Raw genomic sequence first — 24,469 nt, forward strand, 5'->3', positions numbered from 1 at the left:
TTTTATGAGGCAGGGCAGGGCGGCGCCGGCCTTGGTACACGCAAAGGGCCGCGCGGCGAACCGCGCGGCCCTTCACGAAGTCGATCAGCGGCCTAGGGTCAGGCAGCCTTGGCCATCTCGCGCAGCACGTAATGCAGGATGCCGCCATGCTGGTAGTAGGCGACTTCGTCCAGCGTATCGACGCGGCAGAGCAGCTTCACCTCGTCGGTCTGGCCGTTCGGGCGATGGATGACGAGCGTCAGGTCCATGCGCGGGCGCAGCTCTTCCAGGCCCAGGATGTCCAGGGTTTCCTGCCCGGTGATCTGCAGGGACTTGCGGTCCATCCCATCTTTGAAGGTGAGCGGCAGCACGCCCATGCCGACGAGGTTGGAGCGATGGATGCGCTCGAAGCTCTCGGTGATCACGGCCTTGACGCCGAGCAGCATGGTGCCCTTGGCCGCCCAGTCGCGCGAAGAGCCGGTGCCGTATTCCTTGCCACCGAAAACGACCAGCGGCGTGCCCTCTGCTTTGTAGAGCATGGCGGCATCGTAGATCGGCATGACCTTGCCCGAGGGGTAGTGGGTCGTCACCCCGCCCTCGGTGCCCGGAGCCATCTCGTTCTTGATGCGGATATTGGCGAAGGTGCCGCGCATCATCACTTCATGGTTGCCGCGGCGGGCGCCGTAGCTGTTGAAGTCCTTCTGCTGCACTTGGTACTGCAGCAGATATTCGCCAGCCGGGGAGCTCTTCTTGATGCTGCCGGCGGGGCTGATGTGGTCGGTGGTGATGCTGTCGCCGAGCACCGCCAGGATTTTTGCGCCCCGCACGTCCGAGATCGGCTTCGGCGTCGCCTCCATGCCTTCGAAATAGGGCGGGTTGCGCACATAGGTGGAGCTGTCGTTCCAGGCGTAGGTCTTGCTGCCGCTCTCGACCTCGATCTCCTGCCACTGGCGGGGGCCCTTGAAGACGTCGGAATAGCGCGACTGGAACATCTCGCGGCTCAGCGTACCGCCGACGATCGAATTGATTTCCTCGGCGGTCGGCCAGATGTCCTTGAGGTAGACGGGCTTGCCGTCCGGCGTGGAACCCAGCGCCGAGGTGGTGATGTCCTCGTTCATCGTCCCGAGCAGCGCGTAAGCCACGACGAGCGGCGGGCTCGCCAGGTAGTTCGCGCGCACGTTCGGATGCACGCGGCCTTCGAAGTTGCGGTTGCCCGACAGCACCGAGACGGCGACGAGCTTGTTGCTCTCGATGGTCTCCACGATGTCGTCGTCCAGCGGGCCGGAATTGCCGATGCAGGTGGTGCAGCCGTAGCCGACGGTCTGGAAGCCCAGCGCATCGAGATCGGCCTGCAGGCCGGACTTTTCGAGGTATTCAGTCACCACCTGGGAGCCGGGAGCGAGCGAGGTCTTCACCCAGGGGCGGGGGCTCAGCCCAAGGGCGCGCGCCTTGCGCGCGACGAGTCCGGCCGCCACCAGCACATAGGGGTTGGAGGTGTTGGTGCAGCTGGTGATGGCCGCGATCACCACGTCGCCATGGGTGATGGTGTAGTTGCGCTCACCCACCTTGGCATGCACGTCGACGTCGTTCGCCGGAACGCCGAGGCCTTTGGTGAGTTCGGTCTTGAAGGCGGAAGAGGCGTCTTTCAGGGCCACGCGGTCCTGCGGGCGCTTCGGGCCGGCGATGGAGGGTTCGACGGTGGAGAGATCGAGTTCCAGCGTGTCGGTGAAGACCGGGTCCGGCGTCGTCGTGTCGCGCCACAGCCCCTGGGCCTTGGTGTAGGCTTCGGCAAGCGCGATCGCCTGTTCGCTGCGGCCGGTCAGACGCATGTAGTCGAGCGCCAGCTTGTCGAGCGGGAAGAAGCCGCAGGTCGCGCCATATTCGGGGGCCATGTTGGCGATGGTCGCGCGATCGGCGAGCGGCAGGTGGTCGAGGCCGGTGCCGAAGAATTCGACGAACTTGCCGACCACGCCCTTCTTACGCAGCATCTGCGTCACGGTCAGCACGAGGTCGGTCGCGGTCACGCCTTCCTTCAGCTTGCCGGTGATGCGGAAGCCGATGACGTCAGGGATCAGCATGGCGATGGGCTGGCCGAGCATCGCGGCTTCAGCCTCGATGCCGCCCACGCCCCAGCCGAGCACGCCGAGGCCGTTCACCATGGTCGTGTGGCTGTCGGTGCCGAAAAGCGTGTCGGGGTAGACGAGGGTTTCGCCGTCGGCGTCCGCCGTCCAGGCGTTCTGCGCGATGTATTCCAGGTTCACCTGGTGACAGATGCCGGTGCCCGGGGGCACGACGCCGAAATTGTTGAAGGAGCCCTGGCCCCAGCGCAGGAAGGTGTAGCGTTCGCCATTGCGCTCGAACTCGATGTCGACGTTCTTCTCGAGGCTGTCGGCCGTGCCGCTGACGTCGACCTGGACGGAGTGGTCGATGACGAGGTCGACCGGGATGAGGGGGTTCACCTTGTCGGGGTTGCCGCCGAGCTTGACGATGCCGTCGCGCATGGCGGCGAGATCGACCACGGCCGGCACGCCCGTAAAGTCCTGCATCAGGATGCGGGCGGGGCGGAAGGGCACTTCCTTGGTGGAGGAGCCGGCGGCAAGCCATTCGGCCATCGCCTTCGCGTCATCCACCTTGTAGGAGCGACCGTCCTCGAAGCGCAGGATGTTTTCCAGCAGAACCTTCAGGCTGACCGGCAGGCGGGACAGATCGCCGAGGGTCTTCTCCGCCTCCGGGATGGAGAAGTAGCTATACGTCTTGCCGCCGACGTCGAGGGTCCGTTTGGTCCCGAGACTGTCCTGCCCGCTCATTTTCATGCTGCTGTGTCCCTATAGGAGGAGCCCTCCCGCGCGGGAGGCGCCAAGAATCCTACAGCGGCTTAAACCATACCCACCCGCCGGGGTCCACGCCGCTCACGCATGGAAAGGCCGTGTTTGCTGCGGGGGCGAAGCGCGCTCCGGGCAGGGCGCTTCCCCGCCTTCCGCCGACCCCCTATCCTGCTTCCCAAAAGGCGAGGCCGATGGCCGGAGGGGAAGGGTGACGATGCTGGAAGCCAGGGATCTCGCGGCCTTCCGGGGTACCCGGCTGGTGTTCGAGGGGATGTCCTTCGCGCTGCAACCCGGCGAGGCTCTGATCCTGGAAGGGGAGAACGGCGCTGGCAAGACGACCCTTCTGCGCCTGCTGGCGGGCTTCGTGCCGATGGCCGCGGGCACGCTGCTGTGGCAGGGGGCCGAGGCCTTCGAGGACCGGGTCGCCCATGGCCGACGCATCGGCTGGCTAGGCCATCAGGACGCCGTCAAACCCGGCCTCTCGGTCATGGAGAATCTCGAATCCTGGGGCAGGGGCGGTGCTGCGGCCCGCGGCGCGGCGCTCGAGGCGGTCGGGCTCGGCGATTTCGCCGAGGTGCCTGGCCGCATGCTCTCGGCGGGGCAGCGGCACCGCGTCGCAATCGCCCGTCTTCTCCTCGCCGAGGCCCCGCTCTGGCTGCTGGACGAGCCGACGACGGCCCTGGATAGGGCCTCCATCGCCCGTCTCGGCGCGTTGCTCGCAGAGCATCGCGCGGCGGGCGGCCTCGTGGTCGCAGCGACGCATCTCGATCTGCCGCTCGCGGGCGCCGGGCGGCTGGCTCTGTCATGACGCCGATGCTCGCCCTGCTGCGGCGTGAACTGCGCCTCAGTTTCCGCCATGCGGCAGATACCGTCGCAGTCCTCCTCTTCTTCTTGCTCGCCGTGTCGCTGTTTCCGCTGGGTCTCGGGCCGGAGGCGCAACTGCTCTCCCGGCTGGCCCCGGGGGCGATCTGGATCGCAGCGCTCCTCGCCTCTCTCCTGCCGCTCGACCGGCTCTTCGGCGCGGATTTCGAGGACGGCTCGCTCGACCTGCTTCTGCTCCAGGGGGTGCCGGCCGCGCTGGTCGCTTTCGTGAAGACGGTGGCGCATTGGCTGGCGACCGGTCTGCCGTTGCTGGTGGTGGCAGGGCCGGCCGCCATCATGCTGCGCATGGAGCCCGGACGGGTCTGGCTGCTGCTGGCAAGCCTGCTGCCCGGCACCATGCTGCTCTCGCTTCTCGGGACGGTGGGCGCGGCGCTCGTCATCGGGGCGCGGCGTGGCGGCGTGCTGCTGCCACTGCTCGTTCTGCCACTCGCCATGCCGGTGCTGATTTTCGGCACGGCCGCCGCCGGGGCCGCGGCGACCGGGATTGCCGCGCGCCCGGCGCTGCTGCTGCTCGGCGCCTACCTCTGCCTCTGCCTGCCGCTCTGCCCGCTCGCGGCCGGTGCTGCCGCCCGCGCCGCCGCGGAATAGGCGGCTGGCACGCCCATCACATAAACATATGTTTATGTGATGGGTTTCAGGTAAAGAAAAACCCCCGCACGAGGCGGGGGTTTCCAGGCGAAGCCAGACAGAGGCCAGCCAGGCGATCAGACGATCTGTTCGCCGTGCAGGGTGATGTCCATGCCCTCGACTTCCTCGTCCCGCGTGATGCGCAGGCCGATCGTCATGTCGATGATCTTGAGCAGGATGAAGGACATGCCGCCCGACCAGATGAGGGTCGCGCCGACGCCGTAGCACTGGATCAGCAGCTGATGGGCGCTGCCGCCGGCGCCGCCATAGAGCGGTCCGAAGGCGAAGACGCCGGTCAGCAGGGCGCCGATGATGCCGCCGATGCCGTGCACGCCCCAGCAGTCGAGGCTGTCGTCGTAGCCGAAGAAGTTCTTCACGGTGGTGGAGCAGAAGTAGCAGCCCACGCCGGCGGCGATGCCGATGATGATGGAGGGGCCCGGCAGCACGAAGCCCGACGCCGGGGTGATGGCGACGAGGCCGGCCACGGCGCCGGAGACGATACCGAGCAGGCTCGGCTTACCCTTGGTCATCCACTCGGCGAACATCCAGCCGAGCGCGGCGGCGGCGGTCGCGATCTGGGTCGCGGTCATGGCCATGCCCGCACGGCCGTTGGCGGCGACGGCGGAGCCGGCATTGAAGCCGAACCAGCCCACCCACAGCAGGCTCGCGCCGATCATGGCATAGCCGACGTTGTAGGGGTGCATGTTGTCGTGGCCGTAGCCGACGCGCTTGCCGAGGACGAGGGCACACATCAGGCCGGCGACGCCCGCGTTGATATGCACCACGGTGCCGCCCGCGAAGTCGAGCACGCCCATGCCGCCGGCCCAGCCGGTCGTCGACCACACCCAATGCGCGACCGGGCTGTAGACGATGATCGACCACAGAACCATGAAGATGCACATGGCGCTGAACTTCATGCGGTCGGCGAAGGCGCCGCAGATCAGCGCCGGGGTGATGATCGCGAAGGTCATCTGGAACATCATGTAGACGCTCTCGGGGATGGTCTGGTCGACCGTGCCGCCGAGGAGGAAGTCATTGTTCCAGGTCTTGGCGAAGCCCTTCAGCATGAACTGGGAGAGGTCGCCGACATAGGCATTGCCGGTGGTGAAGGCGAGGCTGTAGCCGACGACGCACCAGACGATGGTGACGAGGCAGCAGATCGCGAAGGACTGCATCATGGTGGCGAGAACGTTCTTCTTGCGCACCATGCCCGCATAGAAGAGCGCGAGACCCGGAATGGTCATCATCAGCACCAGCGCCGTGGAGGTCAGCATCCAGGCGGTGTTGCCGGTGTCGATCTTCGGCGCGTCGGCGGCGAAGGCCGGTGCCGAGAGGGCGAGCATCGGCAAGGCGAGGGGAAGGGCCCGGGCGAGGCGCCGGGGACTCTTGGTCTGCTGCATGGATGGTCCAGTCATCCGGGTTTCCTTCAAAGAGCTTCTGCGTCGACTTCGCCCGTGCGGATCCGCACGACGCGCTCGACATCCATGATGAAGATCTTGCCATCGCCGATCTTGCCCGTATGGGCGGCCTTCATGATGGCTTCGACCACCTGCTCGGCGAGATCGGAGGGGACGGCCACCTCGACCTTCACCTTGGGGAGGAAGTTCACGTGGTACTCCGCCCCGCGGTAGATTTCCGTCTGCCCCTTCTGGCGGCCGAAGCCCTTGACTTCGGAGACGGTCAAACCCTGAACGCCGAGCGGCGTCAGCGCCTCGCGCACGTCGTCGAGCTTGAATGGTTTGATAATGGCCATGACCAACTTCATGTCGGCGTCCTCTGTTCGTGGCTTCGTCGTGGCCGCCCTGGTGGCGAGGGCTCCAATCACGGGGGAGTCCTATTCAAGACCCGTGCCAAGAACGTGATGACGGCGGTGAAGCCGCTTTTTCTTAAGGTTTCTCCATGAAGTGGGAGCCCTGCCTCTTTTTGAGGCATCGCCTGGACGCGCCCGATGCCGAAACGATGAGCAGGTTTCGCCTCGGTGCCGAAGCGGCTTATAGACGCGGACGAACGGGACGAGCGGATGATGAGTGAGCACGAGAGCGTAGACGTTTGCATCCTGGGCGCAGGGCCCGTCGGCGGATCGTTGGCCTGCCGTCTGGCAGAGGGCGGCCTGCGCGTCCTCGTGGTCGATCGCGCGGCGCTTCCCCCCATGGAAAATCCGGATTTCGACGGGCGTGCCTATGCCATTGCGGCGGGCAGCCAGCCCCTGCTGGAGCAGGCGGGGCTGTGGTCCGCGCTGCCCCTGCAGCCCTGGCCGATCGAGACGATCAAGGTGACGGACGGCAAGCCCGGGCGGCCGCCCTCGCCCCTGTCGCTCCAGTTCGACCGTCGGGAGCTTGGGGATGAGACCGGGCCCTTTGGCTGGATGGTGGAAGCACGCTCCCTCCGCGTCGCCCTCAACCGCCGCCTGCACGAGGGGCGCGGCATCATCCTCGCAGCGCCCGCCGAGGCACGCATCGAGCGGGGAGAGGACGTGGTGCGCATCGCCCTCTCCACCGGCGCGCGCTTCGAGGCACCGCTCGTGATCGGGGCCGAGGGGCGGCAGAGCCCGCTCCGCCGCAGTGCCGGCATCCCGGTCATTCGCTACCCCTACCGGCAAAGCGGCGTGGTCTGCGCCATCGCCCATGATCTGCCGCACGAAAACAGCGCGCTCGAGCACTTCCTGCCCGGCGGCCCCTTCGCTCAGCTGCCGCTCGGCCCTCAGCCGGAGGCGCCGCACGTCTCCGCCATCGTCTTTACCGAAAAGACGGCGCTTGCCGAGGCGCTTGCCCGCCTCGGGCCCGAGGCCTTCACCCGCGAGGTCGCGCGGCGGATGGGCGATCAGCTCGGCGGCATCCGCCTGCTGGGCCGCCGCTGGGTCTATCCGCTCTCCGCGCTGCTGGCGACGCGCTACGTCGACCGCCGCATGGCGCTGGTGGGTGACGCCGCCCACGGCATCCATCCGATCGCGGGGCAGGGCTTCAACCTCGGCCTGCGTGACGTGATGGTCCTGTCCGAGCTGCTGCTGGAAGCAGCTGGGGCGGGCGAGGATCTCGGCGCGGCGGGGTTGCTCGCCCGCTATCAGCGGCAGCGCCGGCCGGACAATCTCGCCATGCTGGCGGCGACCGACGCGCTCGACCGGCTGTTCAGCAACGACAATCCGGCGGTGCGGCTGGCGCGCGATCTCGGCATCGCCGCCGTCCATCGCCTGCCGCCGGTGAAGCGCTTCTTCATGCGGCGGGCGATGGGCCTGTCCTGAGCGCCCTCAGTCCGCTTCCGGCTTGGGCGCGCGGGCGATGGGCGCCACGAACTGCGGCGCCGCATCCGTGTCCCAGGGGAAGAGGATCCAGGTCTTCTGGCTGACTTCCGTCACGAAGGTATCGACGATGTCCTTGCCGGCGGGCTTGGCATAGACGGTCGCGAAATGCGCCTTGGGCATCAGCGCCCGCACGACGCGCGCCGTGGTGCCGGTATCGACGAGATCGTCGACGATGAGGAAGCCTTCGCCGTCACCGGCCGCGGTCGGCGCCTTGGTCACCACCGGGCGGCCGATCTGCTCTTCCTGATAGGTCTCGACCGAGACGCTTTCGATCAGGCGGCATTCCAGCTCGCGCGCAATGATGGCGGCCGGGATCAGCCCGCCGCGGGTGACCGCGACGATGCCTTTCCAGGGGCCGGCATCGATCAGCCGCCAGGCGAGCGCGCGCGCGTCGCGATGCAGCTGGTCCCAGGTGACGGTGTAGTACTGCTGTGCCATCAGAAAAGTCTCCCGCCGTCCGGCACCTTGAAATCCGGCCGGATCAGAACGATGCCGCCTTGTTCATCCGGAAGGCCCAAGGTCAAGACCTCGCTGACGAATGGGCCGATGCGCCGCGACGGAAAATTCACCACCGCGCAGACCTGCCGGCCGATCAACCGGTCGGGCGCGTAGTGTACGGTGATCTGAGCGGAAGAGCGTTTGACCCCGATCTCGCCGCCGAAATCAATCCAGAGCTTGATCGCTGGTTTGCGCGCCTCGGGGAAGGTCTGCGCATCCACGACCGTGCCGACGCGAATGTCGAGCCGCTCGAAATCCTCGATGCTCACGGTGGCGCTTTCCATGCTCCGAATCCTCTTGAGGGCGAATCGACGGCCGATGCCAGAATGCCGTGAAGTGCGGCTTCGATGCCAGACTCGGGAAAACGCGGGCGCCAGATGACGCCCAGGATGACGCGAGGTTAAAGCTCGGACACTGCAAAGGGTTTTCCGCCCCGGCTCTGGGCGAGCGGCGGCTTTCTGTGAGAAGAAGTAGCGGATGAATGGCGTCATGAACCTTCCGTCACCGCCCGAGGCCGAGCTGCCGCGCCTGCGCCTCGGGCTGCGGCGCGCGGCCTTGCTGCTGCTCGCCGTGCTCACCGGCTGCGCACAGGCGCCCGGCGCGCTCGCACAGAATGGCTTTCCGAGCTTCCGCAACATTGCGAAGAAGGTGGTGCCCTCCGTCGTCAGCATCGCCGTGACGGAGAGCGCCGCGGCGGCCGCGGCCGACCAGGGCCCGGATGCGACGACCGATGACGGCGAACCCTTGCCGAAGGACGGCCGGCAGAAGGTCTTCGGTGCCGGTTCGGGCTTCATCGTCGATCCCTCGGGCATCATCGTGACCAACGATCACGTGGTGGACGGTGCGAGCAAGATCACCGTGTCGCTTTCGGATGGCACGCAGCTTCCGGCCCGGGTTCTCGGCGTCGACCAGCTTACCGACATCGCGGTGATCAAGGTGACGCCGCGCGCACCACTGACCGCGGTGGAGTGGGGCAATTCGCATGACGTCGAGGTCGGCGACTGGATTCTTGTTGCCGGCAATCCCTTCGGGCTCGGCAGCACGGTGACGGCAGGCATCATCTCGGCGCGCGGGCGCGACATCATGAGCGGCCCCTTCGACGACTTCCTGCAGCTCGATGCGCCGATCAATCCCGGCAACTCCGGCGGCCCGGCCTTCGACATGGCAGGCCAGGTGGTCGGCGTGAACACGGCCATCATCTCGCCCACGGGTGGCTCCGTCGGCATCGGCTTCGCGATCCCGAGCGAGATCGTGCAGCCGATCGTGGCGCAGCTCGAGAAGCGCGGCCATCTGGACCGCGGCTGGCTCGGGGTCGGCGTCGCCGACGAGGACCCGGGTGCCGCGGACGGGGTGCGAGTGACGACCGTGGAGCCGGGAGGCCCGGCGGCCCATGCCGGTATCCGGGTGGGAGACCGCGTGCTTTCGGTGAACGGACGCAGCGTCGACACGGCGCTGTCGCTCATTCGCGCCATTGCAGAAATCCATCCTGGGCAGCACGCACGCCTCGCGGTGATGCGCCACGGGCGCAAGATCAGCCTGGACGTGGTGGTGGGGTTGCGGCCGGTGACGGAAGCGCAATGAGGGCGGTACGACCTGCGGCTCTGCCGCGCGAGACGGATGAGGTGAGGGAGTTCTGAGATGCGCATTCTGCTGGTCGAGGACGACCGCGACGTCGCGGGCTTCGTGGTGAAGGGCCTGCGCGAGGCCAATCATGTGGTCGAGCATGCGACGAACGGCCGGGACGGGCTGTTCATGGCGGCGAGCGAGCAGTTCGACGCAATCATCCTCGACCGTATGCTGCCAGGCGGCGTGGACGGCTTGCGCCTGCTGGAGACGCTGCGCGCCCAGGAGAATACGGTGCCGGTGCTCTTCCTTTCGGCCCTCGGCCAGGTGGACGACCGGGTGAAGGGCCTCAAGGCCGGCGGCGACGACTATCTCACCAAGCCCTTCGCCTTCGCCGAGCTGCTGGCGCGGGTCGAGGCGCTGACCCGGCGCGGCAAATCCGACAGCCCGGTGACGCGCCTCGTCGTCGGTGATCTCGAGATGGACCTGCTGTCGCGGAGCGTTAAGCGCGCCGGGCAGAAGATCGACCTGCAGCCGCGCGAATACCGCCTGCTGGAATATCTCATGCGCCATGCCGGCCAGGTGGTGACGCGCACCATGCTGCTCGAAGGTGTGTGGGACTATCATTTCGATCCGCAGACCAACGTGATCGACGTGCACGTGTCGCGGCTGCGCCAGAAGGTGGACAAACCCTTCCCGAAGCCGCTGCTGCATACCGTGCGCAACGCCGGCTATATCATGCGGCCGGATACCGAGGGCTGAGGCTTATGCGGCCGGGTGAGGGCGGATGCCGCTGAGACGACCCCATCTGCGCCGGCCGCGCCTGCCGTCCCTGGCCGAGCTGCGCGACAGCCCGCTGTTGCGCTCGGCAGGCCTGCGCTTCGCAGCCCTCTACGCCATCATCTTCGGGCTGAGCGCGGTCGCGCTCGCGATCTTCCTCTGGTGGGCGACGGCCGGTCTCCTCAATCGCCAAGTGGAGGCGGCGATCAACGCCGATGCGCAGGGGCTCGGCGAACGCTACCAGGAAGGCGGCATTCCGGCGCTGATCCTGACAATTCAGGATCGCCTGTCTCAGAACGTCGATGAGAACGCCATCTATCTTCTGGTGGACGGTGACCTGCATCCCATCGCGGGCAATCTCGCGGCTTGGCCGAAGGAGGTTTCGGGCGCCGATTCCTGGTTCGAGCTCACCGTGCAGCGCGGCGACCATCAGGCCCTGGCCCGGCTGCGGCGCTATGATCTGCCGGGCAACTTCCATCTGCTCATCGGCCGCGACGTGGGCTCGCGTGCCAAGCTCCGCTCGCTGCTGACCGCTGGGCTGCTTTGGGCCGTGCTCGTCATGGTCGTCCTCGGCATCGCCGGCGCCATCGCCATTCAGAGCCTGTTTCGCCGCAGCCTCGCTGACGTCTCGGCCACCGCGAACGCCATTTCGCGCGGGGACCTTTCCAACCGCGTGCGCATCTCCGGCCGGGGGGACGAGTTCGACCGGCTGGCCGAAACCATCAATGACATGCTGGACCGCATCGCGCGGCTGATGGACGGCGTGCGCCAGGTCTCCAACGCCATCGCGCATGATCTGCGGACGCCGATCACCCGGGCGCGCGCCCGGCTGGAAGATGCGGCGCTGCATGCGCGGGATGCGAGCGACCTGCATGCCGCGGTCGAGCGGGCGACCTCCGATCTCGACGGCATCGTCTCCGTCTTCCAGGGGCTGCTGCGCATCGCCGAGATCGAGGCCGGGGCGCGGCGCTCTGCCTTCGCTTCGCTCGACCTCTATGAGCTGCTGGCCGACATGCACGAGCTCTATGGTGCGGCGGCGGAGGAGCAGGGCCAGCAGATCGACCTGCTGGCCAAGGCGCCCTTGCCGATCTTTGGCGACCGGGACCTGCTGCAGCAGGCGGTCGCCAATCTTCTCGAAAATGCCCTGAAGTTCTCGCCGTCCGGCAAGCCCATTCTCCTCGGCGCCCGTCGCCTGGGGGACCGGATCGAAGTGGTGGTGGCGGATTCCGGGCCCGGCATCCCGCCCGAGGATCGCGCCCGTGTCACCGAGCGCTTCTATCGGGGTGAAAGCGCCCGCAGCACGCCGGGGTCGGGCCTTGGCCTGTCGCTCGTGCAGGCCGTGGTGCAGCTGCACGGCGGCACCCTGCAGATGCAGGACAACCATCCCGGCGTTCGCGCGGTACTGTCCCTGCCGGCGGAGTTCAGCGCCAGCCGCCGCCTGGCCAAGACGGAGCGGCCCGCGGCCGCCATGGAGACGAGCCCGCCCGCCGCCGCACCGGAGTGCTGAGCCCGACCCTGGCCTTCGGCGGCGGCCCATGATCTACATCCCGGCCCGCCGCGAGAGCTGGAGCAGAGGGAGAGCGCCATGACTGCTGCGACCATCGCCGCCCGGCTGGATGCCATGCCGGGGAACCGCCGGGTCTGGATGCTGGTGGTGCTGCTCTCGCTCGGCGGTTGTTTCGAATATTTCGACCTCTTCCTGACGGGCTACATCGCGCCCGGTCTGGTGCGCAGCCACCTCTTCACCGCGACCACAGCCGGTTTCTTCGGCAACAATGGCATCGCGAGCTTCGTCGCCGCCTTCTTCATCGGCCTCTTCATCGGCACCCTCCTGTTCGGCTTCGTGGCGGACCGCTTCGGCCGGCGGCTGATCTTCACCGTCTCGCTGATCTGGTACAGCCTCTGCACGCTGGTGATGGCGTTTCAGACCAGCGCCGAGGCCATCAACCTCTGGCGCCTGCTCGCCGGAATCGGCATCGGCGTCGAACTGGTGACGATCGACACCTACATTTCCGAGCTGATGCCCAAGGCTCTGAGAGGGCGCGCTTTCGTCGTCAATGCGGCGATCCAGTTCGCCATTCTGCCCGTCGCCGCGGCGCTGGCCTGGTGGCTGGTGCCGCAGGCGCCGCTGGGCTTCGACGGCTGGCGCTGGCTCGTGCTGATCGGGGCGGTGGGCGCCGTCTTCGTCTGGTTCCTGCGCCGGCCGCTGCCGGAAAGCCCGCGCTGGCTCGCGGCCCAGGGCCGGCTGGCGGAGGCGGACCGCATCGTCACCTGGATTGAAGGGGGCGGCAGCCAGGCGGCCGCGATCACGCCTGCCGCGGGGGCGCAGGACGTGCCCCTCGCCCGCGGGCAGCTGCGGGAAATCTGGGGCCGGGCCTATCTGCCCCGCACCATCATGCTGATCCTGTTCAACGTGTTTCAGGCCGTCGGCTACTACGGCTTTGCCAACTGGGTGCCGACGCTGCTGATCCATCGCGGCGTCACGGTGACGCACAGCCTGGAATATACCTTCGTCATCGCGCTTGCCGCGCCGGTGGCGCCGCTACTCTTCTACCGGCTGGCCGATGCGGTGGAGCGGAAGACGCTGGTCATGCTGGCGGCAGCGGCGGTCGCGATTTTTGGCCTCTGCTTCGGTACGGTGGGCAGTCCGGCCGCCGTCATCCTCTTCGGCGTGCTCGTGACGGTCGCGAACAACGTGCTGTCCTTCGCCTTCCACAGCTACCAGGCGGAGCTGTACCCCACCCGCATTCGCGCGGTCGCCGTCGGTTTCGTCTATTCCTGGAGCCGTCTTTCCGTCGTCTTCATGGCCTTCGTCATCGCCTTCACCCTGCGTGGCTTCGGCGTGCCGGGCGTCTTCGTGCTGATCGCCGGCAGCATGGTGGTGGTGATCGCGGCGACCGGCCTGCTGGGCCCGCGCACGCGCCACCGGTCGCTGGAGGAGATCGCTGGCTGACCCTCCCGGCTCTCGCCGTTCACCCTGGTGCCCCCCAGCAGGTTAGTCCTTCCTTGAAGCTTCCTCATCCCCGCGTGCCACGGCGATCTTCCCGCGGGCGGCAGGCCTTAGGTCGAGATGACGAGGCGGCCGGATGGTTCATGTGCGAGGCCTGACGCCGACGCACGGTGGCAGCCGCACGGAACGGGCGCCGTCTCCACAAACGAAAAGGGCGCCCCTCGCGGGGCGCCCTCCATCACGGCGGTAATTTCCGGAAGGGAAATTACTTGATGATGATTTCGACGCGGCGGTTCTGCGGCTCGCGAACGCCCGGGCCGGTCGGAACCAGCAGGTGGGTGTCGCCATAGCCCGCGATGGAGATCGCGGAAGCCGGAACGCCGTCGGCGATCAGCTGAGCCTGGACGCTCTTCGCGCGGCGGATGGAAAGACCCATGTTGTAGGAGGCCGTGCCCGACGTGTCGGTGTAGCCGTTGACCTGGATCTGCGTGTACTGCACGTGCGTGGAGTTCGCGGCCGCCTCGGCAATGATCTCCTTGGCGCGCGGCGTCAGGTTGTACTTATCCCAGTCGAAGAAGACGAGGTAGGTACGGGCCGGAGCCGGAGCCGGAGCCACGACCGGAGCCGGCGGCGGGGGCGGCGGGGACGGCGTGTTGAAGGCATAGCGCAGGCCAACCATGATGGTCTGGTTGACGGCCGGGCCCATTTCGAAGGTCGCGGGCGTGCCGTTGTAGACGCCGTTGAACTTCTCCTTCGCGGTCTGCCCGATGTACTCGTACTGAGCCGTCAGCGACAGGCCCGGAGCCGGCGGGATGGGAACCGAGAAGCCCGCAATGCCCTGGTAGGCGAAGCTGCCAGCGGTGTCGCTGATGCTGCTCACACCGGCTTCGGTGATCGCGGAGGACGGCATGCCGGTCCACAGGTAGCCGACGCCAGCGCCGACATACGGGTAGAAGTAGGGCAGGCCGACATCGATGTCGTACAGGGCGTTCACGAAGCCGCCGTACTTCTGGGTGTAGCCATGGAAGTCATACTTGGGCGCGATGTAACCCGGCTTCAGCTGCTTGTCGCTGGCACGGAGATACACACCCTCGACTTCGAAGCGGAGACCGTTGCCGAGGCCGTAACCGACGCTCGCCTCGCCCGCAAAACCGCCCTTATAGAAAGCGCGGCTGCCACCGAGGCCACCCGGGCCACTGGTCATCTTCTGGGTCGCCTGATAGTCGTAGCCGGCACCAGCGCCGACATAGAGACCAGTGATCGGCTGGGCCTTCGCCATGGTGGGAAGGGCGAGAGCCGGTACCGCCAACACAGTCGCCGCCATAAGCGCGCTGCGGAGCTTCATTCTCATTCTCCTCTTTGACCGACGCATACCATTCAGCCTGGGCGGTCGCGCGTAGGCGTTGCCTGCTGTTCGGTTCGCCAAATCTACCATTTTCTTCAGGCTTTCCCAGTCCTGCCGCTGCGTTTCCGTCACACAGTGACAAAAAAGCAACAGAAATGCCAAACTGGGGATAATTCATAAAGCCGCTGACAAGATAAGGGCTTTTACACATGCCGCGATTGGCGGCGAAAGATGTGAGATAGAGGCACTCCGGCACGTCTGAAACACTAACGCGTGAAGTGAAAACTCCTGTCCCGTCAGGAGCAGCCCTTGACGGAGACGTCCGTCGTCGCGTCGGTCACACCGGACAGTCCCGGCTCGGCGGCGAAGATCCAGCCACGGAATTCCGGCGGCGCGCCGGCCGGTGCATGCGAATCCACAACCTGGATGAAGGCGGCCGAATCCGGCGGCAGGGTGGGCGGGCGCGTCCAGCAGGCGAGCAGGGTGATGGTCAGAGAGCGGACCTGGAAGGGTGTGCCCACCGTCGCCTGCAGGCTGCGCGCATTGCCGTAGATCTTGTCGAGCAGGATCAGGTCGGCGTGGCTCTTTTGCACCCAGTCGGAGGAGGCTGGGGTGCCGGGGTTGTTGGTGCCCGGCGGGGGTTCGGGCGCGGGCGGGGTGGGCGCCTCGCCCGCCGCCTGCGGCGTTCCGGCCGCGGACCCACCGGGCGCCGGCATCGGATCCGCACTGGTGTTGGGCGGCGGGGCGAGGGGCGTCCCCTGGATGGTCTGGCTGCCGCTGTCCTGAGACGGGTTCTGGGATTGCGCCAGGGCCACGAGACCGGACGCGAAGAACAGGCCGCTGCCGGCGAGCACGCCGAAAACACGGCCGAGCAGGCGCGTCCTACGCATCGCGGTCAGCGGTCCTGGCCGCGCGCCAGGCGAGGGTCGCGCAGCCCGTCGACCATCGCATGCAGGAGGTGGCGCAGGGCGCGCTCGTCCACCCCCATCAGCACGGCATCCTCGAAGCAGTCCCGCAAGGTCTGGCTTAGCTCGTCATGGTTTTCGCGCAAGGTGCGCAGCTTTTCGCGGCAGTCGATGCGGCCGCCCTCCGCCGTGGGCCACAGATCGGCCGCAGGCTCCGCGGGCAGAGCGGGTACCGCCGCGGCCGTCACGGCGTGCTGCCCTGGGTCTTGCCACCGGTCCCGTTCGCGCCGCCGTTCTCACCTCCCTTCTTGAGGGAGGAGACGAGATCGGTCACGCTGAAGATGAACTTGCCGAGAAGATCTTCGAGGCTGACGGACCCTTGGGTGACGGTGATGTGCCCGCCCGGCTTGATCATCGTCTCGGAGCCACCGGGCACCAGAGCGAGATACTTGCCGCCCAGCAGGCTCTGGCTGGCGATCGCCGCGCTGCTGTCGGTCGGCAGGGCGATGTCCTTCTGCACGGTGAAATCCACCGTCGCGAGATAGGTCTTGGGGTCGATGGAGGTCGCCGTGACGGTGCCGATCTTCACACCCGCCATGCGCACGTCCGAGCCGACGGCGAGCCCGTCGATCCGGTCGAACTCCGCGGAAACCTGATAGCCGGGAACGCCGGCGGTGCCCGATGTGGCCAGGGCATAGGCGAGGAAGCCCGCCGCCACGACCAGAACGATGAAGCCCGCCAGGATCTCGGCGGCGTTGCGCCGCGCCACCCTTATTCTCCCGGCGTCCAAGCGTCGTAGTCACCGGTAGCCCGGTGCCTGCGACCGCCGCTCAGATCATGCCCGGGCGGACGATAGGCATAAGGCGTGCCGGTGCGGTTCGGCAGATGCGGCTTCATCCATGGAAGCCGCGCCGTTTCGGGCAGGGGGGCGTCGGTCGTGTAGTGCAGCCAGGCGTGCCATTCGGGCGGCACCGTGGTCGCCTCGATCGGCCCGGCATAGACCACCCAGCGGCGGTTGCGCCGTCCACGCACGGCCGACTTCTCCTCGAAGTAGCGGTTGCCGAAGCCATCCTGGCCCACCGCACGGCCGCGGAAGCGCGTGAAGAGGGATGTGCCGATGTAGCCGATCTTCGCGAGTTTCATGCCCCTCCTATAGGCGATGGCCGGGCGCTGGTCCATCGGGCGCGTGCCGGCCTCTGGCCCGCCACAGGTGCAGGCGTGCCGTCTTGTGGATAAGCCCAGAGATTGTGGTGGAGCCTGCGGCGCACCGCTAGATCATGCTTTCGCGCGCCGTCCGGATGAATTAGTCTGGGCTCATGAGAACGAGCAAAGCCTGGGCTGGCATTCGTCTGACATGGGTCGAGGCTGCGCCCGACCCGGATTCGGAGACGATTCCGGTGCTTTTGCCGACGAGCTGGGGCGTGCAGGCGGCGTCAGCCCTCGCGGCTCTCGCCCCTGCGGGCGCGCGACGGGTGAGCCTCGCCGAGCGGGCGGATGCCTGGATCACACGCGCGGCCGAGCGTGCGGCGGCCGCAGGGGTGGCGACCGAGGCCGCCTTCGGTCGCGCTCTGCACGATATGGTGATCCGCCGCCGCGGTGCGCCGGGTGCCGCCCTCTGGCGCGACGCGGCCGTCGCGACTGCGGGCATTCCGCGTTTCGTGCTCAACCTGCCGGCCTTCCACGATGCCGAGAGCGGGTTTGACCATGAGGCCTTCGGCGATGCGGCCGAGACCGCCGCGTTGACGCTCGCCCTGCTGCGTCCCGGCGCGCGGCGCATCGCCGTGGGCTTCGCCGATCTCGACGGGCTGCTAGCGCTTCTCGGGCTGGATTACGCGAGCCCGGCCGCGCGGGATGTCGCAGTCGCCATCGCGGCGGTGCTGCGCGGCCGGGCGGAATGCGCCTCTGCGCGGCTGTCCGATGCTGCGGGTCCGCAAATCCTGCCGGACGTTTGGTCTGCCCCCGTCATGGGCCTGGCGCCGGCTGGGCTCGCGGGCGCCGCCGAAGCCGCCTTCCACGCGGCCGCCGGCTTGCCCGGCTGCGCACATGACATGGTGGCCGCGCTGACCCCGGCCGACGAGGCCGAAGTCCTGCTCGGCGTCGAGACCACCGGCTATGCGCCTGCCTTCGCGCGCGTCAGCCCCGAGGGCGGCCTGACGCGCGCCGCCCGCGGGCTGCTCGCCGCCCGCGGTCTCTCCGCGGAAGCGGCCCTGGCCGCGCAGCTTGCGGGGGAGACGCCGCTGGCCGTTGCCGGCCCCACCGCGCAAGCGGCGATGCACGCCGCACTCGCCCCCATTCTGCCGCTGCCGGCCCCTGCTGCACAGTCGCTGCGCCGGCGAGGCGAGACGCCGGCCGCCGCGCCCGTCTCTCCCGTGCCGGCCGTGCCGGTGGAACTGCCGCGTCGCCGCAGCGGCACCATGCAGAAGGTGACCGTCGGTGGTCATCGCCTGTATCTGCAGACGGCGGACTATGCGGATGGGCGTTTGGGTGAGATCGGCATCACCCTGCAGCGTGAAACCCCGGCCTATCGCGCGCTGATGGAGGCCTTCGCGACCGCCGTCAGCATCGCGCTTCAGCATGGCGTGCCGCTGGAACCCTTCGTGGATGCCTTCGTCGGTAGCCGCTTCGGGGTCGCCGGACCGGTCGAGGGCGACCCTGCGGTCCGCTCCGCCACCTCGATCATCGACTATGTCTTCCGCCACCTGGCCCACGCACAGCTGGGGCAGAGCCTGCCGGAGCCGGAGGAGATCGCGGCGACGGCGGCCCAGATGGCGCGCGACGACGAGCCGACCCTGCCGCTCGACTGGCCGGAGGAGACGCCGGAAGCGCGCCGCCGCCGCATTCGCCTCGTCGCCTGAGGCGGCTCGTCACGAACGAAAACCGCGCGGTGCCGATGGCGCCGCGCGGTGTCGTCTACCTCAGAAAACCCTCAGGCGAGTTTCAGCGGCCGATGTCGTATTCCGGATGCCGGCCGCGCCGCGGGGACCAGAGTGCGGCACCGCCGTCGATCCCAGCCTCGTTCGAGACGAGCGAGACGGAGGTCGGCAGATCCAGCGTCACGTGCTTGGAGTTGCCGCCGCCGATGTAGAGATGGTCGAAATGCGTCAGCGCGCGCAGCAGTCGGATGACGCGCTCGACCCGCTTGTTCCAGCGCTTCTTGCCGACCGCCTCGAAGGCTTCGTTCCCGACATAGGTGTCGTAGGTGTATTTCTTGTGCACCGGATGGGTCGACAGTTCGAGATGCGGCGCAAGCTCCCCATTATAAAAGATTCCGGTTCCGCAACCGGTGCCGAGCGTCAAGATGAACTCCAGGCCTTCGCCCTTGATGACCGCAAGTCCCTGCATCTCGGCGTCGTTGACGATCTTGGCCGGAACGCCGCCCAGACGCTGGGACACGAGGGCCGCGAGATCGACCCCGTGCCAGACTTCCTCTCCGAGATGCGGCGCGGTGAGGATGATGTTGCCGCGCACCGCACCCGGAAAGCCGATCGCCACGCGGTCGAAATGCGGCAGCGGCTTCACCAGATTGGCGATTGCTTCCACCAGCACGCCGGGCGGCGCGGGGTGCGGAGTGGGCACCCGCACCTTGTCGGCGATCATCGTGCCGTGACGGTCGATCACGGAGGCTTTCAGCCCCGTGCCACCGATGTCGATGGACAGAATGTTCTGCACCGGCGGCTCTTCGGCCGGCGTCGCCCCTTGCGTCAGATCGGCAGCCAAAAGCGTCCCTCCCGCTCCAGCAACTCGTTCGCTTCCTCAGGCCCCGCCGAACCCGCCGCATAGTTCGGGAAGGCGGCGTCGTGCTTCGCCCAGGCGTCGACCACGGGCTGCACGATCTTCCAGGCCGTCTCCAACTGGTCGGCGCGCTGGAACAGCGTGGCGTCGCCGATGAAGCAGTCGAAGATCAGCGTTTCGTAGCCGGTGGCCGGCGCCTGCTTGAACCAGTCGTCATATTTGAAGTCCATGGCGACGCGCTCGAAAGTCAGCGTCGGGCCAGGACGCTTCGCGTTGAACTGCAGGCGGATGCCTTCCTCCGGCTGGATCGACAGGATCAGCCAGTTGTCGCCGAGCGCATCCACCCGCGTGTCGCGGAACATCGCGAAGGGCGCTTCCTTGAAGCGGATGGCGATCTCCGTCTTGCGCTTGCTCATCCGCTTGCCGGTGCGCAAGTAGAAGGGCACGCCCGCCCAGCGCCAATTGTCGATGCCGAGCTTCATGGCGACGAAGGTTTCCGTCCCGCTATGGGGCGAGACGTCCGGCTCCGCGCGATAGCCCTGCACTGCCTGGCCGTTGATGGTGCCCGCGCCATACTGGCCGCGCACTGCATCGTCCGGCGACAGCTCATGCATCGAGGTGAAGACCTCCGCCTTCTTGGCGCGGATCGATTCCGCATCGAAGGCAGCGGGCGCTTCCATCGCCGTCATCGCGAGCAGCTGGAAGACGTGGTTCGGCACCATGTCCCGTAGCGCGCCGGTCGCTTCGTAGAACTTGCCGCGCCGTTCCACGCCCACCGTCTCGGCGACGGTGATCTGCACGTGGTCGATCCGGTCGCGGTTCCACATGGGCTCGAAGAGCCCATTCGCGAAGCGGAGCGCCATGATGTTCTGAACCGTCTCCTTCCCGAGGAAATGGTCGATCCGGTAGACCTGATCTTCCTTGAGGACGGACAGCACCTGCTTGTCGAGGGCGATGGCGGAGGCGAGGTCGTGGCCGAAGGGCTTTTCGATCACCACGCGGCGCCAGGACTCGCCGGCTTCCACGGTGAGGCCGGCGCGGCCGAGATGCTCGACGGTGGGGCCGAAGAAGCGTTCGGCGACGGCGAGATAGAACAGCACGTTGCCGCCGAGGTTATGCTGCCGATCGAGCTCTTCGAGATGGTCGCTGAGCGCCTCGAAGCTCTGATCCTCCGAGAGGTTGCCCGCCATATAGGTCATGCAGCAGCCGAGGCGGTTCCAGGCCTCTTCGTTGAAGGACTCGCCTGGTTCCGTGCCCTCGCCACCCTTCTTGAGGGTCGAGAGCAGGAAGTCATGCAGGCTGGCCCGCCAGGTTGCCGCGTCCTGCTGGACGAGATCGACGCCGACGAGCGCGAAATTGTCGGGCAGCAGGCCGGAGCAGGACAGATTGTACAGGGCCGGCACGACGAGACGCTTCGTCAGATCCCCCGCCGCGCCGAAGATCACCATCGCGCAGGATGGTGCCTTGGGCGGCGTGCGGGGGCTGGTGCCCCCGGCGCTCATTCCTTCACCACGGGCGCGAAGCTGTGCCCTTCGACATGGCCGCCGAACTTGTTGCGCATCGCGGAGAGCAGCTTCTCGCCGAAGCTGTTGTCGATGCGGCTGCGGAAGCGCGCGAAGAGCGCGGCGGTGAGCACTTCGGCAGACACCGCTTCTTCGATGGCTGCGTTGATCGTCCAACGGCCTTCGCCGGAATCGTCCACCTTGCCGGTGAACTCGTCGAGGTTCGGGCTTTCGTTCAGCGACATCGCGGTGAGGTCGAGCAGCCAGGAGGAGACGACGCTGCCGCGGCGCCAGACTTCGGCGATGTCACCGAGATCGAGGCTGTAACGCTCGTCGGCCGGCAGCTTGTCGGAGTTCTTGCCGCGCATGATGTCGAAGCCTTCGGCATAGGCCTGCATCAGGCCGTATTCGATGCCGTTGTGAACCATCTTCACGAAATGCCCGGCGCCGGCGGGGCCGGCATGGATGTAGCCGTGCTCGGCCCGGCTATCGCCCGTGAAGTCCGGCGTGCGCGGAATGTCGCCGAGGCCAGGTGCCAGGGTCGCGAAGATCGGATCGAGATGATCGACGATCGCCTTCTCGCCGCCGATCATCATGCAGTAGCCGCGCTCCACGCCCCAGACGCCGCCAGAGGTGCCGACGTCGACGTAGTGGAGGTTCTTCTCCTTCAGCGCCTTCGCGCGGCGGATGTCGTCCTTATAGAAGGTGTTGCCGCCGTCGATGATGATGTCGCCCGCTTCGAGCATGCCGGTGAGGGTTTCGATCGTGTGCTCGGTGATGTCGCCGGCCGGCAGCATGACCCAGATGGCCCGCGGCTTGGCGAGGGACTGTACGAGGTCCTGCAACGAATGCGCCGGGATCGCCTTCTCCTTGGCGAGAGCGTCCACGCTCGCGGCATTGACGTCGAAGACCGCCACCTCGTGGCCGTTCTTCATCAGGCGGCGGGCAATGTTGCCGCCCATACGTCCCAAGCCGATCATACCAAGCTGCATTCGAGCCTCCTCTGGCACTGTTCGCGGCGGACGATATCGTGATGAGGAGGCGGAGGCCAGCGGCAGGCGGGGTACAGTTTCGTGTATCTCCGCCTGCGCGCCTTGGGCGGCTGCCGACTATTTCGGCGGCTTTACGTTTTCCGGCTGCCCATGGCCCTGGGGTGCCGGATGCGGTGCGGGGCGTGGGGCCTGCGGCGCCGGGCGGGGCGCTTCAACCCGGGGCGCCGGTCTGGGCGCTTCGACCCGAGGCGCCGGACGCGGGGCCTGCATCTGGGGCGCCGGCCGTGGGGCCTGGGGGGCCTGACGAGGCGCTTCCACGCGCGGTGCTTCCACGCGCGGGGCCTGCGCGCGAGGCGCTTGCATCAGCGGCGCGGGGCGAGGCGCCTGGGGCTGTGGCGCCGGATGCGGCGCTTGCGGCGCGTTCGCAGGATGCGCCTCGAAGGCCGGGCGTGGCGCCTGCGGCGCCGGCCCATGCTGCTGCCCTTGCTCATGCGGTGCCGGGCTGCCTGGCGGTCGGGGGGCTGGAGTACCCGCGGCTTCGCCCCGCGGCGCCTGAGCGGGACCCGGCTGCGGACCGCGCGGCTCGCCCGGGCGGTTGCCCGGCGCGGGTGCGGCCTCGCCATGGGTGAGCGGCGGCAGAGCCTGGGGCCGCGCCGCCCCCGGCTGTCCGGCGCCAGGTTGTCCCGCCCCCGGCATCGGTGCGCCGTGGGCGGCGGGCCCAGGATGGAATTCGGGACGTTCGGCAGCGCGCTGAACCAAGGGCGGCGGTGCCGGCCGTGCGCCCGGGGCAAGATGGGCAGCCTCGGGCCGAATGGCCGGCCCCGGCGCGGGACCGCGCGGGGCGGCGCCGGCCGGCGCCGCCGGCAGATGCTCGCGCTGCGCCATCGCCGGGGTCACGCCCCAGGTCGCCGCGGTCGGACGGGGCAGGGCGGCCTGCGGCGCGCCCGGATGGAAGGCTTCGATGCGCGCATTTTGCGGCAGCGGACGCGCGACCGTCTGAATCGGACGGGAGGCGAGCATCGCCTCGCGCGGGACGAAGGTCGCACCCCGCTGGGCGAAGCCCTGGCCGGGGCCACCGCCGTAATTGTTCACGGTGTTGATGTTGTTGATTTGGACGTTGCGATAGGTCACCCGGTTGTTCACCACCGTGACGTTGCGCTGGTAGAACTGATTGTAGTTCTGCACGAAGGGCCGGTTGTACGCGTTGAAGTAGCGCGGCGGCACGCGATAGGGCGGATAGTAGGGGTCACGTAGCCCGAGCGGCGCCCAGCCGATGTCGCCAGAGGAGAAGGCGCCGGCCGTGGCGATGCCGGCGGCCACGCCGAGGAAGGTGACGAGCGCAGGCGCGTAGACGGGCCGGTACTCGGCGTAGTTCACCTCGGCTTCCGCGGGTGCCGGCACCCAGCCCCAGCGGCCGTCGAACTGCGACCAGCGTCCGTAATGGAAGGGCGCGAAGCCCCAGGGTGAGTTGTCTACCCAGGTCCAACCCCAGGGCTGCACATAGGCCCAGCGGCCATCGCGATAGGGCACCCAGGAGGACGCCACCTGCGGGAACCAGACGGTGCCGACCTGCGGCTCGCTGGACCAGCTGCCGTATTGGGAGAGCACCGTCGCACCCGTCATCTGAGAAACCACGGGCGGTGGCGCGACCGCCGTGGGCGGCGGGGGCGGCGCGATCTGCTGCAGCATGCTGGTCAGGAACGGGTCCTGCTGCAAGGCGCCCAGTTGTGTCTGCACCGGATTGGTGCCCGAGACGACCAGCGTCTGCTGCGGGCCGATGGTCTGCGGCGTGTTGCCGCCGAGTGGCGTGAACTGCGCGGCACCGGTGACGACCGTCACATAGGTCGGCGTGCTCTCGTCACCGGCATAGAGATCGTAGCGGCCATTGCTCGTGATCTGGACGGTGCCGCGGGGGGTGGCGATCACCACGCTCTGCCCGGGCTGCATCGCGACCAAGTTGAGGAAGACTTCGCCCTGGGACAGCTCGGCGCTCAGCGTCGTCTGGTCAAGCTCCTGCGCCGTCAGCTCGGTCCCGCCGTTGAGTGCGATGCGGCTGGCATCGATCATGATCGAGGCCTGGGCCTGCGGCTGCGTCCACACCGCGTCGCCCGTCGCGAAGGGGTAGTTCTGTGTCGCCGTTGCCCACTGGTCCTGGCTCGCGGCGTGAAAGGAGACCGAGCCCGAGAGGTTGGACAGCCAGCCGACGCGCGCCGGCGGGTCGCCCGCTTCGGCAGGTTGCGGTGCTTCCGCGCCCGGCGGGGCCGGCGGCGTTGTCTGCGCATAGGCAGGCCTCACCGCGCCGAGATCGGCAACCAGAAGACCGGCGCTCGCGACCACCGTCGGAAGCAACGACCATTTGAAGAGTTCGCTCATCGATGATGCCTTGCAGTTCCTCGAACAACGATGCCCGCGCCGGCGGGCCGTTTTCGGTGGGCCTCATTTGAGGCGGAATCCGGCCTTGCCTTGTGGCATTAAGAAGGCTCACGGACAGTTGATGGCGCAGCGCCCAAGCGGCGCGCCCCGCTTGTATTGCCCCGGCGCCGCCGCGCGTTTGGCCTGAAAAAGCCCCAGTCCCTTCCCATCTTCGAGGC

At 67.8% G+C, this 24,469-nt stretch carries 22 protein-coding genes; 8 read left to right on the plus strand and 14 right to left on the minus strand.

Features of this window, described 5'->3' with window-relative positions:
* Positions 1-98: 98 nt before the first annotated feature.
* Positions 99-2,792 carry an aconitate hydratase AcnA gene (gene acnA, locus ACYQ6W_RS04385; RefSeq protein ID WP_459673798.1) on the minus strand — a complete coding sequence of 898 codons (2,694 nt, stop codon included), beginning with the start codon at positions 2,790-2,792 and terminating at the stop codon, positions 99-101.
* A gap of 226 nt (positions 2,793-3,018) precedes the next feature.
* Between acnA and ccmA the strand changes: the two genes are divergently transcribed.
* Positions 3,019-3,612 (plus strand): heme ABC exporter ATP-binding protein CcmA, encoded by a 594-nt coding sequence (gene ccmA / locus ACYQ6W_RS04390; RefSeq protein ID WP_459673799.1) that lies wholly within the window; start codon positions 3,019-3,021, stop codon positions 3,610-3,612.
* A complete protein-coding gene (gene ccmB / locus ACYQ6W_RS04395; protein WP_459673800.1) occupies positions 3,609-4,274 on the plus strand; it encodes a heme exporter protein CcmB in 666 nt (221 codons plus the stop codon). Before ccmA ends, ccmB begins: the two co-directional genes overlap by 4 nt.
* A gap of 116 nt (positions 4,275-4,390) precedes the next feature.
* Here the strand turns inward: ccmB and ACYQ6W_RS04400 are convergent, their stop codons facing one another.
* Both ACYQ6W_RS04400 and ACYQ6W_RS04405 read right to left on the minus strand, forming a co-directional pair.
* A complete protein-coding gene (locus ACYQ6W_RS04400; protein ID WP_459674050.1) occupies positions 4,391-5,656 on the minus strand; it encodes an ammonium transporter in 1,266 nt (421 codons plus the stop codon).
* 83 nt (positions 5,657-5,739) lie between these two features.
* Positions 5,740-6,078 carry a P-II family nitrogen regulator gene (locus ACYQ6W_RS04405; RefSeq protein ID WP_459674051.1) on the minus strand — a complete coding sequence of 113 codons (339 nt, stop codon included), beginning with the start codon at positions 6,076-6,078 and terminating at the stop codon, positions 5,740-5,742.
* Between the two features lie 258 nt (positions 6,079-6,336).
* On the opposite strand from ACYQ6W_RS04405, the gene ACYQ6W_RS04410 reads away from it, so the two are divergent.
* Positions 6,337-7,551, plus strand: coding sequence for a UbiH/UbiF/VisC/COQ6 family ubiquinone biosynthesis hydroxylase (locus ACYQ6W_RS04410; protein WP_459673801.1), 1,215 nt, complete (start codon positions 6,337-6,339; stop codon positions 7,549-7,551).
* Between the two features lie 6 nt (positions 7,552-7,557).
* Here the strand turns inward: ACYQ6W_RS04410 and gpt are convergent, their stop codons facing one another.
* Positions 7,558-8,049, minus strand: coding sequence for a xanthine phosphoribosyltransferase (gene gpt, locus ACYQ6W_RS04415; protein WP_459673802.1), 492 nt, complete (start codon positions 8,047-8,049; stop codon positions 7,558-7,560).
* On the minus strand, positions 8,049-8,393 hold the full coding sequence (locus ACYQ6W_RS04420) for a tRNA-binding protein (RefSeq protein WP_459674052.1): 345 nt from the start codon (positions 8,391-8,393) through the stop codon (positions 8,049-8,051). Before ACYQ6W_RS04420 ends, gpt begins: the two co-directional genes overlap by 1 nt.
* A 205-nt stretch (positions 8,394-8,598) precedes the next feature.
* On the opposite strand from ACYQ6W_RS04420, the gene ACYQ6W_RS04425 reads away from it, so the two are divergent.
* From ACYQ6W_RS04425 to ACYQ6W_RS04440, 4 genes are all read left to right on the plus strand, one after another.
* Positions 8,599-9,690, plus strand: coding sequence for a S1C family serine protease (locus ACYQ6W_RS04425; protein ID WP_459673803.1), 1,092 nt, complete (start codon positions 8,599-8,601; stop codon positions 9,688-9,690).
* 57 nt (positions 9,691-9,747) lie between these two features.
* On the plus strand, positions 9,748-10,434 hold the full coding sequence (locus ACYQ6W_RS04430; protein WP_459673804.1) for a response regulator transcription factor: 687 nt from the start codon (positions 9,748-9,750) through the stop codon (positions 10,432-10,434).
* 25 nt (positions 10,435-10,459) lie between these two features.
* Entirely contained in the window at positions 10,460-11,959 is a 1,500-nt protein-coding gene (locus ACYQ6W_RS04435) for a sensor histidine kinase (protein WP_459673805.1), read from the plus strand.
* A gap of 78 nt (positions 11,960-12,037) precedes the next feature.
* Positions 12,038-13,405: an MFS transporter gene (locus tag ACYQ6W_RS04440; protein ID WP_459673806.1), complete on the plus strand. Its 1,368-nt coding sequence runs from the start codon at positions 12,038-12,040 to the stop codon at positions 13,403-13,405.
* Between the two features lie 262 nt (positions 13,406-13,667).
* Here the strand turns inward: ACYQ6W_RS04440 and ACYQ6W_RS04445 are convergent, their stop codons facing one another.
* The 5 genes from ACYQ6W_RS04445 to ACYQ6W_RS04465 all read right to left on the minus strand — a co-directional run bounded on the left by ACYQ6W_RS04445 (position 13,668) and on the right by ACYQ6W_RS04465 (position 16,795).
* Positions 13,668-14,747 (minus strand): OmpA family protein, encoded by a 1,080-nt coding sequence (locus tag ACYQ6W_RS04445; RefSeq protein ID WP_459673807.1) that lies wholly within the window; start codon positions 14,745-14,747, stop codon positions 13,668-13,670.
* 296 nt (positions 14,748-15,043) lie between these two features.
* Positions 15,044-15,637: a DUF2155 domain-containing protein gene (locus ACYQ6W_RS04450; RefSeq protein ID WP_459673808.1), complete on the minus strand. Its 594-nt coding sequence runs from the start codon at positions 15,635-15,637 to the stop codon at positions 15,044-15,046.
* Positions 15,638-15,642: 5 nt separating this feature from the next.
* A complete protein-coding gene (locus ACYQ6W_RS04455) occupies positions 15,643-15,900 on the minus strand; it encodes a hypothetical protein (RefSeq protein ID WP_459673809.1) in 258 nt (85 codons plus the stop codon).
* Positions 15,897-16,421: an outer membrane lipid asymmetry maintenance protein MlaD gene (gene mlaD / locus ACYQ6W_RS04460; protein WP_459673810.1), complete on the minus strand. Its 525-nt coding sequence runs from the start codon at positions 16,419-16,421 to the stop codon at positions 15,897-15,899. The genes ACYQ6W_RS04455 and mlaD overlap by 4 nt, the downstream gene beginning before the upstream one ends.
* 2 nt (positions 16,422-16,423) lie before the next feature.
* Entirely contained in the window at positions 16,424-16,795 is a 372-nt protein-coding gene (locus ACYQ6W_RS04465) for an NADH:ubiquinone oxidoreductase subunit NDUFA12 (RefSeq protein ID WP_459673811.1), read from the minus strand.
* Positions 16,796-16,968: 173 nt separating this feature from the next.
* Here ACYQ6W_RS04465 and ACYQ6W_RS04470 point away from each other — a divergent pair, with 173 nt between their 5' ends.
* A complete protein-coding gene (locus ACYQ6W_RS04470) occupies positions 16,969-18,507 on the plus strand; it encodes a TSCPD domain-containing protein (protein WP_459673812.1) in 1,539 nt (512 codons plus the stop codon).
* 82 nt (positions 18,508-18,589) lie between these two features.
* On the opposite strand, the gene ACYQ6W_RS04475 is transcribed toward ACYQ6W_RS04470, so the two are convergent.
* The 4 genes from ACYQ6W_RS04475 to ACYQ6W_RS04490 form a co-directional block, all read right to left on the minus strand.
* Entirely contained in the window at positions 18,590-19,369 is a 780-nt protein-coding gene (locus tag ACYQ6W_RS04475) for an ROK family protein (RefSeq protein WP_459673813.1), read from the minus strand.
* Positions 19,354-20,886 carry a glucose-6-phosphate dehydrogenase gene (gene zwf / locus ACYQ6W_RS04480; protein ID WP_459673814.1) on the minus strand — a complete coding sequence of 511 codons (1,533 nt, stop codon included), beginning with the start codon at positions 20,884-20,886 and terminating at the stop codon, positions 19,354-19,356. Before zwf ends, ACYQ6W_RS04475 begins: the two co-directional genes overlap by 16 nt.
* Positions 20,883-21,896, minus strand: coding sequence for a phosphogluconate dehydrogenase (NAD(+)-dependent, decarboxylating) (gene gnd / locus ACYQ6W_RS04485; RefSeq protein ID WP_459673815.1), 1,014 nt, complete (start codon positions 21,894-21,896; stop codon positions 20,883-20,885). The genes zwf and gnd overlap by 4 nt, the downstream gene beginning before the upstream one ends.
* A 99-nt stretch (positions 21,897-21,995) precedes the next feature.
* Complete coding sequence (locus ACYQ6W_RS04490) at positions 21,996-24,251, minus strand: DUF6600 domain-containing protein (protein ID WP_459673816.1); 2,256 nt, start codon at positions 24,249-24,251, stop codon at positions 21,996-21,998.
* Between the last annotated feature and the right edge of the window lie 218 nt (positions 24,252-24,469).

Source organism: Acidisoma sp. 7E03 (assembly GCF_054665075.1).